This is a genomic window from Gelidibacter sp. (assembly GCF_039916245.1).
GTDB lineage: Bacteria > Bacteroidota > Bacteroidia > Flavobacteriales > Flavobacteriaceae > Gelidibacter.
This window is the reverse complement of record NZ_JBDSLS010000249.1, coordinates 1-11080: the sequence shown is the minus strand read 5'-3', so window position 1 is coordinate 11080 and position 11080 is coordinate 1. Positions and strand designations below refer to the sequence as shown.

Annotated in this window: 10 protein-coding genes and 1 pseudogene; 4 read left to right on the top strand and 7 right to left on the bottom strand. The window is 37.7% G+C overall.

The window, feature by feature from the left end:
* The 3 genes from ABIQ28_RS13160 to ABIQ28_RS13150 form a co-directional block, all read left to right on the top strand.
* Positions 1-218: hypothetical protein (locus tag ABIQ28_RS13160; RefSeq protein ID WP_348038048.1), on the top strand; the 218-nt coding region annotated here is incomplete at its 5' end.
* A 234-nt stretch (positions 219-452) separates the two neighbouring features.
* Positions 453-1520, top strand: coding sequence for a chorismate synthase (gene aroC, locus ABIQ28_RS13155; RefSeq protein ID WP_348038046.1), 1068 nt, complete (start codon positions 453-455; stop codon positions 1518-1520).
* Between the two features lie 118 nt (positions 1521-1638).
* Entirely contained in the window at positions 1639-3084 is a 1446-nt protein-coding gene (locus ABIQ28_RS13150; RefSeq protein WP_348038044.1) for a dicarboxylate/amino acid:cation symporter, read from the top strand.
* Positions 3085-3359: 275 nt separating this feature from the next.
* On the opposite strand, the gene ABIQ28_RS13145 is transcribed toward ABIQ28_RS13150, so the two are convergent.
* The 3 genes from ABIQ28_RS13145 to ABIQ28_RS13135 form a co-directional block, all read right to left on the bottom strand.
* Positions 3360-4265, bottom strand: coding sequence for an EamA family transporter (locus tag ABIQ28_RS13145; RefSeq protein WP_348038042.1), 906 nt, complete (start codon positions 4263-4265; stop codon positions 3360-3362).
* Between the two features lie 155 nt (positions 4266-4420).
* A complete protein-coding gene (locus tag ABIQ28_RS13140; RefSeq protein ID WP_348038040.1) occupies positions 4421-4837 on the bottom strand; it encodes a DCC1-like thiol-disulfide oxidoreductase family protein in 417 nt (138 codons plus the stop codon).
* A gap of 131 nt (positions 4838-4968) precedes the next feature.
* Positions 4969-7131, bottom strand: coding sequence for a DNA mismatch repair protein MutS (locus ABIQ28_RS13135; RefSeq protein WP_348038050.1), 2163 nt, complete (start codon positions 7129-7131; stop codon positions 4969-4971).
* A gap of 112 nt (positions 7132-7243) precedes the next feature.
* Between ABIQ28_RS13135 and ABIQ28_RS13130 the strand changes: the two genes are divergently transcribed.
* Entirely contained in the window at positions 7244-7909 is a 666-nt protein-coding gene (locus ABIQ28_RS13130) for a uracil-DNA glycosylase (protein WP_348038038.1), read from the top strand.
* A 251-nt stretch (positions 7910-8160) separates the two neighbouring features.
* Here ABIQ28_RS13130 and ABIQ28_RS13125 read toward each other — a convergent pair whose 3' ends face one another.
* The 4 genes and pseudogenes from ABIQ28_RS13125 to ABIQ28_RS13110 all read right to left on the bottom strand — a co-directional run.
* Positions 8161-9015, bottom strand: coding sequence for a substrate-binding domain-containing protein (locus tag ABIQ28_RS13125; protein ID WP_348038036.1), 855 nt, complete (start codon positions 9013-9015; stop codon positions 8161-8163).
* Between the two features lie 123 nt (positions 9016-9138).
* A complete protein-coding gene (locus tag ABIQ28_RS13120; RefSeq protein ID WP_348038034.1) occupies positions 9139-10008 on the bottom strand; it encodes a nucleoside phosphorylase in 870 nt (289 codons plus the stop codon).
* On the bottom strand, positions 9999-10937 hold the full coding sequence (locus tag ABIQ28_RS13115; protein WP_348038032.1) for a DUF1835 domain-containing protein: 939 nt from the start codon (positions 10935-10937) through the stop codon (positions 9999-10001). The genes ABIQ28_RS13120 and ABIQ28_RS13115 overlap by 10 nt, the downstream gene beginning before the upstream one ends.
* Positions 10937-11080, bottom strand: a pseudogene (locus tag ABIQ28_RS13110) (translation initiation factor); the annotation flags it as partial. The gene ABIQ28_RS13115 and the pseudogene ABIQ28_RS13110, both read right to left, overlap by 1 nt.

Below are 11080 nucleotides of genomic sequence, written 5' to 3'. Positions count from 1 at the left end.
GTGGCTGTTGTGGAATGGCAGGAAGTTTTGGATATGAAAAGGAGCATTATGAGGTCAGTATGCAAGTAGGCGAACAAACCTTGTTTCCTGCGGTTAGAAGGGCTCCTGAATCCACAGTGATTTCTGCAAATGGCACGAGTTGTAGGCATCAAATTATGGACGGCACCCAAAAAGAAGCCTTACATCCTGTTACAATTTTAAGAAGAGCACTTTTATAAGGATAAAAAATTAAAAATAAATTTAGATTAAAACTGAAGGCTATATTCCATTCAAAAGGTGGTTTTTATTTTATTCCTGACTGAAACGTATTGACGCTAAATGGTTAAGATAAAAACAAAATATATTTCATTAAGAATTGTTATCTTACAGCCTTCAAATACTCAGAAACGCTTTTAGGATTCTATTCTTTTGTTTCTATCAGAATACAATTATATTAGCGTAAAATTACTTTTATGGCTGGAAATTCCTTCGGAAAATTATTTAAACTCACAACTTTTGGTGAGTCTCACGGTGTTGCAATTGGAGGTATTATTGATGGGTGTCCATCAGGAATACAATTGGATTTTGAAGCCATTCAATTAGAAATGGACCGTCGCAAACCGGGCCAGTCTGATATTGTTACCCAACGTAAGGAGTCGGACGTGGTTGAATTTCTCTCTGGTATTTTTGAAGGCCAAACCACAGGTACGCCAATTGGTTTTATCATAAAAAATACCGATCAAAAATCCAATGATTATTCACATATAAAAGATGTTTACCGTCCAAGTCACGCAGATTATACCTATGATAAAAAATATGGCGTACGCGACTATAGAGGTGGCGGACGCAGTTCAGCACGTGAAACAGCAAGTCGCGTTGTTGCAGGCGCCATTGCAAAACAGATGCTGAAAGACGTGAAAATTCATGCCTACACATCGTCAGTTGGTGATCTCTTTTTAGACAAACCTTATCAAGATCTTGACTTCTCAAAAATTGAAAGTAACACTGTACGTTGTCCTGACGAAGCTGTTGCAAATCAAATGATTGAAAAAATCAGAGAGATTAGAAAGCAAGGCGATACCATTGGTGGCACAGTGACATGCGTGATTCAAAATCTACCTGTCGGATTAGGCGAACCTGTGTTTGATAAACTACATGCCGAACTTGGTAAAGCCATGCTATCCATAAACGCTGTTAAAGGCTTTGAATATGGCAGCGGATTTTGTGGCGCCAAAATGAAAGGCAGTGAGCACAACGATCAATTCAATGCCGACGGAAGCACGAAGACCAATTTATCAGGAGGCATTCAAGGGGGGATCAGCAATGGTATGGATATTTATTTCAGAGTGGCTTTTAAACCCGTAGCCACCATCATTCAGAAACAAAATACACTCGATAATAAAGGTGATATCGTAGAAATGCAAGGAAAAGGACGCCATGATCCATGTGTCGTGCCAAGAGCCATTCCCATTGTGGAAGCAATGGCAGCCTTGGTTTTAGCCGATTATGCACTCCTGCGCAGGCAGGAGTCTCATCAATAAACAGCTATTGCTCCTGCGAAAGCAGGAGTCTCATGAACAAATTGATGTGACTTGAGAGCGCTATAAAAATTAATTTCATTTTAAAATAAAGATCCCTGCCTACCCAGGGATATAGCTTATGAAAAAACTGGCATTACATTGGAAAATCATCATCGGAATGATCCTTGGTATCATTTGGGCGCTGACCTCAAGTTATATGGGGTGGAGTTCATTTACCATGGATTGGATCGATCCATTCGGCACTATTTTCATCAATTTACTGAAACTTATTGCCGTGCCATTGGTGTTATTTTCCATCATTGGCGGTGTTGCTAATATTGGAGATCCTTCAAGTTTAGGAAGGATGGGAGGAAAGACCTTGCTCCTTTATCTGGTAACCACAGTATTCGCTATTTCATTGGGCTTAGTGCTGGTTAATACTATAAAACCAGGTAAACTCATAGACGAACAAAGCCGAATAGATAACCGTATCAATTATGAAATTTGGGCAAGTTCGCAAGGTCATGAAATTAAAGATGGCATCAATTATCTTAAAGATCCAGCGTTTTTTGAAAGAGCACAGGTGATCTCCAATTTAACCAAACAAGATTTAAAGGAGGTTTCTGTTTCAGATAAAATTGCTACCGCCGATCAACGCAAAGATTCCACACCATTACAACCGTTGATTGACATTGTTCCGGATAACTTTTTCTACTCTTTATCTAGCAATGGGTTAATGCTTCAAATAATCTTTTTCGCTATTTTCTTCGGGGTTTGTTTATTGTTTATTCCAAAAGACAAATCAGCACCCGTTTTAAAGCTGGTAGAAGGCATCAACGAAGTTTTCCTGAAAATGGTAGACTTGGTCATGCAAGCGGCACCATTCTTCGTATTTGCACTTTTAGCTGGTGTGGTAAGCAAAATGGCTGGAGATGATATTGGAAAAGTTTTAGAGATATTTAAAGGCTTGAGTTGGTACTCATTGACGGTATTAATTGGTCTTATGATCATGATTTTTATTACCTATCCTGGCATCTTAAAAGTTTTTGTCAAAAAAGTATCTTATGCAGGTTTTTTTAAAGCCATGAGCCCTGCACAAACGTTAGCGTTTTCAACGTCCAGCAGTGCGGCTACTCTTCCTGTAACCATGGAATGTGTGGAGCAAAATCTTGGGATTGATAAAAAAATAAGCAGTTTTGTGTTGCCTATCGGCGCCACCGTAAACATGGATGGTACCAGTCTTTATCAGGCTGTTGCCGTTATCTTTTTAGCACAATTGCACATGATTGATTTGACCCTTGGCCAGCAATTAACGGTAGTTTTGACCACGACTTTGGCTTCCATCGGATCAGCTGCAGTACCAAGTGCAGGTTTGGTCATGTTGATCATTGTATTGGATTCCGTCGGACTCAATCCTGCTTGGATTGCTATTATTTTCCCAGTTGATCGTATTTTGGACATGTTCAGAACGGTGGTTAACGTTACGGGCGATGCTGCAGTGTGCTGTATCATCGCCGATGGTGAAAACATGATTAAGTATCAAGAGCACAAAAATCCAACGGAAACCTTTGATCTAGATTCATAATCTGAAAAAATCATGATTGCTATCGTTTCTGCAAAATGGCTCAAAGAGAATTTAGAAATGTCAGGAATCGTGATTTTGAATGCCAGTATTCCAAAATCAGGCACAACATCTGCAGCATCTTTAGGTGAAAATCGGATACTACATACTCGTTGATATCAGGAACAAATTTAGTGAGGTGTCAGCACCTTTTCCGAGCACATTTCCTTCGGGCTCTCGGACCGAGTATGGAACTTTGACAACTTAGAAAGGGGTTTCACAAACCGAAATCAATAATCTTAAATATGTACCGCGCGCTTTCTATTGATTCTATTTTTTATCACTGAAAAATTGAAAACAAAAATCGATATCAGGATAAGAAGATAACAAACGCCTTCGAGAAGACTTACTTTTTCCTTGAAATAGAAAATAGCAAAACCAAAGTTAATTAGTGGGTTAAGATAAATAAACACACCAACCACTGCCGAGTTTAAACCTTTTAAGGCATATATATTAAGATACATCGGAATGATGGTAAAAACTACCGCAATCAATGCCAACATGCCATAAAAAAATGGCGTCTTTTCATTAGGTGAATCGTAAGTAACTATAAATGGCAATAAAAAAAGGACGGCAAAAAACACCTGAAAAGTCAACACCAAAAACCGATCGATCTCATGGTTTTTTCGCTGCAACACCAAGTAAAGGGCGTAGCTCAAGGCAATGATCATACTATAAAACAAGTCCGTAATATTGCCAAGAGATAGCAGTAAACACGCTGTACCACTTAAAATAACGGCGACCCATTGCAACTTAAAAAGCTTTTCCTTCAGAATCAAATAGGCCAAAACCATGGTCAATATCGGACAAATTAAATAGGCCAATGAAGTTGCGCTAACGCTCACGTTATTCATGACATAAATATAAATGTACCAGTTGAGTGCCAAAAACAAGCCGCTCAGGATATTGACGACGATGATGCGTTTTTTAACACTTGTGCCCAACCCTTTAAATGTGCTTATGGTTGACTTCAATGTTTTAGGACGCAAAAATAACGACACAAAAAGCATAATCCCCAAGGAACCCAAGGTGCGATAGCTCAAGATGTCAAATGCCGAAAATGCATCAAGCGATTTTAAGACCACACTAAAAAAGCCCCAAATAGTAAAGGCCGTAATTACTGCGATATAATATTTTGAGTTCATTATAAAGGGTTTTAAATATGCCTGCAAAGGTATTCTAAATAGGAATGCTTTAAATGTAAAAAATGCTTATTAATGGTTATTTGTTGAATTTGAGGGAAACAGGACTATTCCCTAAGGGTTGGAAGAACTCAAAGGTTTTGCCCCAGATCTCAACTTTACAAAAACTTAGACTTCAACTCCGGTGTCGGAATCATGCATTCATCTTTCTTACCGTACCAATGGTATCTATTTCTGGCAATATAATCATAGACACAATTTCTGATAAAGGCAGGAACTATCAAAAACAGGCTCAACAAATTCCTTGGAAATCCAAGTTTAGATGCGATTTTTAAAGCAGCTGTAGATTTATAAGAAACACCGTTTTCTGAAGAATAAAGCAGGATAGAATCCATTTTTGCTCTATCAATATTGAATTTTTTTATAATTTCCTGTCCAACGTCACTTTGCAAGGCTGTATAACGAAACACATCGCCCTTATCATGCCTAATCACATATTGCACCGACGCCTCACAAAGATTGCAAACCCCATCAAAAAGAATGAGTTGTTTATTGTTTTCCAAATTTATGGACATGCTGTTTTCCCTTTAATTATTTATTAGATTGATGACGGATGACGGATGACGGATGACCGATGGCCGATAATCGAAACACCAACTGAAGACAGCCAACTGAAGACTGAAGACTGAAGACTGCCGACTGAAAACTACTTCACTCGCTCCACCAATTCCAACTGCTCTACACTGACATTAGTCGTAAACATGCCATAATTGATCACAGCCTTATTTTTTTCGAGCTTATCAATGCTGCCAACAGCTCTTCCATCTTGCAAACGGACACGGTCGCCCACCTTAAAAATAGGTTTTGACTTTGGAGCATCGGCCACTTTTATTTTGGCGGCTTTCTTTTTTTGACGAATAACTTCAACTGTTTTCTCAGCTTCTGCAATGACTTTTTGTTCTTTAGCTTTCTGAACTTTTTTCACGGTAGCAGAAACTTTCTTTCGTTTGGAGTTTTCAATTTGAACTACTTTGAATAATTCTGCCATAAGTTCCTTTTTTTGATGGTTGTCAAAATAGCGTTCTGACAAATCATTCATTTTTTGTCCCAAATAAATCAGGCGTTGATTACTGTCATACAATTCTTGATAGCTTTCTAATTTCTTTTGTATTTTCAGATTGATTTCTTCAAGTTTCTCGGCTTCCTCCAATTTCTTCCGCTCATTAACTTTAAGTGATTGTTCAGTTTTTTCGAGCTTTGAACGTTCTTTCTGTAATTTTGCGATGGTGGCATCAAACCGGACTTTTCCGCGTTCGATTTTCTTTTTCGCCCGATTGATTAAACTGAAGGGAATCCCATTTTTTTGGGCCACTTCAAAAGTAAATGAACTTCCAGCCTGCCCTAAAGCGAGTTTATACATAGGTTCCAAGCTGACTTCATCAAACATCATATTGGCGTTTTGCATAAAAGGCAACTCGTTGGCCAAAACCTTGAGGTTGGAGTAGTGGGTAGTGATAATGCCATAGGCTTCGCGATGGTAAAACTCCTCCAAAAAGGTTTCTGCCAAAGCACCTCCCAATTCAGGGTCACTTCCGGTTCCAAATTCATCGATTAAGAAAAGTGTATGCTGATTACACTTCTTCAAGAAGTAATTCATCTGTTTTAATCGGTAACTATATGTGCTTAAGTGGTTTTCAATCGATTGATTATCGCCAATATCGGTTAATATTCGATCAAATAAACATACTTTGCTCCGAATATGCACTGGGATCAGAAGTCCACTTTGTAACATCACTTGCAGAAGTCCGACCGTTTTTAGAGTGATACTTTTTCCGCCCGCATTTGGCCCTGAAATCACAATAATCCTGTTTTCCGGATGTAACTCGATGGACTGCGAAAAGGTTTTTATATGTTTCTTTTGATTGGAAATATAAAGTAAAGGATGAATGGCGTCTTTCAGAACATAATCTCTATTGTCAGTGATCTCTGGTAAAATAGCATTAATAGATGCCGCATATTTCGCTTTTGCGAAAATAAGATCCAATTCTGTCAAGAACTCTTGATAATCCTTAAGCAAATCTCGAAAGGATCTCGTATAATTGGTCAGTTGCTTTAATATTCTGGTTACTTCTTCCGTTTCTTCAAAGACCAAATTATTGAGTTCGCGGGTGTATCTAAACGTAGCTTCTGGTTCAATGTAAACAATACTGCCCGTTTTACTTGCTCCTAAAATGCTACCTTTTACCTTGCGTCGATACATGGCCTTAACCGCTAAAACACGCTTATTTTCAACGACGGATTCTCGGATATCATCCAAATAGTCCATAGAAGAGTAAGACGTTAAGGCAGACACAAAACTTTGGTTAATTTTACCTCTTATCGCATTGATTTCTTGCCTCAGATTAAAAAGTGTTGGAGATGCATTATCTTTTACATCGCCAAATCGGTCAATAATAGCATCTATTTGATGGATCAATTCAGTGGTAACCGGAATAGTGGATGAAAACTCAAAAAGATGCGGATAATATTCATGAAATTTCTTTAAAAAAATAATGATTTCATTCGATGCCATGGAAATCGCCTTGATTTTTCTAAAACTGACAGTTTCCAAATAGGAATTTTCAATTTTCAGAAGCTGAATCTCTTTGGTTATCGGCTCAAAACCGTGATTTGGAATTCGGTTGTCATTTTCAAAAGAAGCCAAATAATCATTGGTACGCTTCAAAGCAATGAGCAAGTCTTCTTTTTTAGAAAACGGCTTGCTCTGTAAAGCTCTTTCGGTCCCCAAATGGGTCATGCAATAAGCAGACATCTGGTCAAGGACGGTATAAAATTCAATATCTTTTAAGGTTTTCTCTTGAATGTGCATTCTCTTTTGGGAATCTTTAATAAGCTTCAAATTTACGGAAAATTAAACTTTTTGAATATAAATTTTAGCACCAACATAAAACCTCTTATTTTTATGAAAATCAGAAAAAATCATGACTATCCATATGCCTCCAAGTTGGAAAAAACAACTGCAAACAGAGTTTGAAAAGCCTTATTTTAAGGAGTTGATCAGGTTTGTGGAGCAGGAATATGACACCCATACCTGTTATCCAAAAATGGAGGATATTTTCAATGCGTTTGATTGGTGCCCATTTGATCAGGTTAAAGTGGTCATTATCGGTCAGGATCCTTACCATGGTGCAGGACAAGCGAATGGTTTATGTTTTTCAGTTAATGATGGCATTGCCCATCCACCATCACTTAAAAATATTTTCAAGGAATTGGAAACCGATGTGGGAAAACCATATCCGGTTTCTGGAAACTTGGAATCCTGGGCAAAACAAGGGGTGCTTTTATTGAATGCAACCTTAACCGTTAGGGCAGGAAAGGCAGCAAGCCATCAAAAGAAAGGTTGGGAAACTTTTACGGATCAGGTTATAAAAATCATAAGTGATCAAAAAAATGACGTGGTATTCTTACTTTGGGGAGGTTTTGCCATAAAAAAAACGAAATTTATCGACGCCACAAAACATACCATCATCACTTCGGGTCATCCTTCGCCCTTAAGTGCCAATCGAGGGTATTGGTTTGGGAATAAATCTTTTAGCAAAACTAACTACCAGTTGGAGCAAGTTCATGAGTCTCCAATTGACTGGTAAGCAAAGCTGAATCTTTTTTAACAGGCTTAACCTTAGGGACTTCTTTTTTGACAGTTTTATTACAACTGAAGGCGAGTAGGAGAAAATTTAAAGCAACAAAAGAAGCCATAATTAAAGCAATACTGGTAATCATATTTTTTAATTTATGTCATAGAATGACGCGATTTGGAACGGTAAATGTAGCCAATTTCTATTCATTTTAACACTAATTCACATATTATTCTTGAAACGTTAAAGTTTCATGATGTAAATCATATGACTGAAACGATCTCCCTGTAATGCTTTTGTTCTGAAAGAATATCGAGTTTCATGAGTTTCTGCTGCACTTTTTTAACGGTAGCCTCATCTAAATTGCTTTGTGACCATTCTGTTAAAGTGAGCCACTCCTGAACATCTTCTAATTGGAGATCATACCTATTGGCAATCATTCGGTCAATACTTGGAATTTCCTTAAAATCAACTGTCGTATTATTGATGACCTCCAAAATAGCTTTAACGACACTTTCATTAACTTCTAAAAATTCATTTCTAACGGCAATTACAAAACAAGGCCATGGCGTTGGACAGTTAGCGATACGTCTAAAAACTCCTGAATCCACAATAGGTTTGGTCATGAATTTTTCCCACATAAAATAATCGGCGTCGCCATTGCTCAACGCTTTCACAGCACCATCTAAATCTTGTACAACTTCAAATTTCAGATCGGTTTCTAAATCCCAGCCGTGATTCTCAGCATTGATATAAGCCATCAAATGAGATCCAGAGCCATATCTGCTAATCGCACAACGTTTTCCTTTCAGATCTTCAACCGATTTAAAATCAGAACCAGCGGCGACATGAATGCCCCAAATAAGCGGAGTTTCCACAAAAGTCTGAACAATTTTACTCGGATTTCCTTCGGCAATATCCTTAACAATCCCTTCGGTTAAAATTACGGCCATATCGATAGCGCCCGTTCGGAGTGCTTCACTCATCGCGCCAGTGCCGCCAGGATAGTCTTCCCAACGCAAATTAATTCCTTCTTGTTTGTATTGGCCATCCTTAAGCGTTAAATACCAGGCCAAGTTAAAATGTTCTGGGACGCCACCTATTTTTACTGTTATCATTCAAAATTCATTTTTCATTCCCTTGAAAAAGAGAATCTCTTATTTTTTATTTTCCATAATGTCATTAGCGCCATATGGTTAAGATATAATTTTTTTAGCTTTATTCGCTGATTTCTAAGCGAACTACTCGACCAACTTATTTAATGTGTATAGGATCAATTCGTTCACAGTTTTACTAGAATTCTCAGTAAACTCACCGGTCGCTCTGTTTGCGATAATAGCATTCATCGACAAGGCTTTGTGACCCAAAAGCGCCGACAATCCGTAGATACCGGCAGTTTCCATTTCAAGATTAGTAATGGGCATATTGTTATAACTGAAACTTGCCAATTTATCATTAAGCGTATTATCCTGAACAGGCAGCCTTAAAACCCGACCTTGAGGGCCATAAAAACCAACATTTGTGGCGGTAAAACCTTTCACGGTTTTGTTGGAGCTGAATTTTTCGAATAACTCTTCATTACATCTTACAACGTAGGGCTTGGATTTCAAAGGACTCCAATTGGTATGTTTTACCAAAGCATCTGATATCTCAGGATATTGCACGCTTTCACTTTTATAAAAATGTAAAAGACTGTCAAATCCTACAGCGAAATCACTGATCAAAAATGAATCGATGGGAATTTCTTTTTGAATGGATCCAGAAGTCCCGACTCTGATGATTTCCAATGAGGTGAGTTTTTCTTTGATTTCACGTTTTTCTAAATCGATGTTTACCAAGGCATCCAATTCATTAAATACGATATCAATATTATCTGTACCAATTCCGGTAGAAATAACGGTTATACGTTTGCCTTTATAGGTTCCTGTTTGCGTATGAAATTCTCTTTTTCTGGTTTGAAATTCGATGGTATCAAAATGTTGTGTCACACTGTCCACACGGTCCGGATCACCAACGGTTATGATCGTTGTTGCAAGATGTTCAGGTCTTAGATTAAGATGATAGACACTTCCATCTGGATTGAGAATGAGTTCTGATGCTTTTATAGACATTTGATTGTTTTTATAAGTTTATTTTGGACTTTACTAAACTGAAAATCCATTTTTTTGACGCCGCCAAAGTACATGGAGGTCATCAGTTCATCCGAAAAGTTATGTTGCTTATTAATCGCTTCATGTCCTTTTCTATTTAAAATAATTTGATCGTTTTCTTCCGTATAGAAAATGGAAAGGGTATCAATCATCTTATTTATTTGCAGATCACCAAAACCATAATAGCCTTGGAAATTAAGAATATACCCTAAGAGATGTCGCCTGGATTTTATTCTTTGATCTGAAATCATGTGAAGCGCATGCATCTCCAAGGTTGAAAGTCCTGTTATAGAGTCAGGAAACCGTTGTAAATGCGCTTTTAAACAGCTGGCTAAATATGGAAAAGAAGATTTTTGTACAATATATGGCTTAAATAGATTGTGATCTTTCCCACAATAAATCCGCCATAAAGCGCTCATCAAATTCCTATCTTCTCCAGAAAGTGTAATCTTGTTTTCGTAATGTTGGTGAAGCTGGTCTGGTTTTAATTCTGCCAAACCTTTAAGATCATTTTCGCCTTTTACCCTTCCGCTACATACTAAATAAAGGGGGAGCTGGATTTTCTTGTGATTTAACATACTGATGATGGCCATCAAATTGATATGACAAAACAAATCATATTCAAACCATAGCACAATCTGCTGGAACTGATCTGTATGGTTTAAAATATCCAATTCTTTTTTAAACTCAGCCTCATTCATTTCAATCTCATAAAAATCAGATAAAAATGTTTTTCTGAGAATGAAGAACTCCTCAGAATCAACCTCTTCAGTCGTTGGACCTTCACACAGCATTTCTTGCCATGTCAAAAACCTACCTGTATATTCAAGTTCTTTCAAGTAATCTGTCAGATTACTGCCATTGGTAATATGTAAAGTTTGAGTTCCCATCAACCTCCAACACGTTTAACCGCAAAGCCCTTTTCTTTTAAGATGGCCATGATTTTATCGCGATAATCGCCTTGAATCACTATTTTATCATCTTTAAAACTCCCACCAACACTGAGTTTGGTTTTGAGTTCCTTTGCTAAAAT

What these genes read in the sequence shown, in the direction of transcription:
- aroC (WP_348038046.1), top strand. Translation starts at nt 453, where the DNA reads ATGGCTGGAAATTCCTTCGGAAAATTATTTAAACTCACAACTTTTGGT.
- ABIQ28_RS13150 (WP_348038044.1), top strand. Translation starts at nt 1,639, where the DNA reads ATGAAAAAACTGGCATTACATTGGAAAATCATCATCGGAATGATCCTT.
- ABIQ28_RS13145 (WP_348038042.1), bottom strand. Translation starts at nt 4,265, where the DNA reads ATGAACTCAAAATATTATATCGCAGTAATTACGGCCTTTACTATTTGG.
- ABIQ28_RS13140 (WP_348038040.1), bottom strand. Translation starts at nt 4,837, where the DNA reads ATGTCCATAAATTTGGAAAACAATAAACAACTCATTCTTTTTGATGGG.
- ABIQ28_RS13135 (WP_348038050.1), bottom strand. Translation starts at nt 7,131, where the DNA reads ATGCACATTCAAGAGAAAACCTTAAAAGATATTGAATTTTATACCGTC.
- ABIQ28_RS13130 (WP_348038038.1), top strand. Translation starts at nt 7,244, where the DNA reads ATGACTATCCATATGCCTCCAAGTTGGAAAAAACAACTGCAAACAGAG.
- ABIQ28_RS13125 (WP_348038036.1), bottom strand. Translation starts at nt 9,015, where the DNA reads ATGATAACAGTAAAAATAGGTGGCGTCCCAGAACATTTTAACTTGGCC.
- ABIQ28_RS13120 (WP_348038034.1), bottom strand. Translation starts at nt 10,008, where the DNA reads ATGTCTATAAAAGCATCAGAACTCATTCTCAATCCAGATGGAAGTGTC.
- ABIQ28_RS13115 (WP_348038032.1), bottom strand. Translation starts at nt 10,937, where the DNA reads ATGGGAACTCAAACTTTACATATTACCAATGGCAGTAATCTGACAGAT.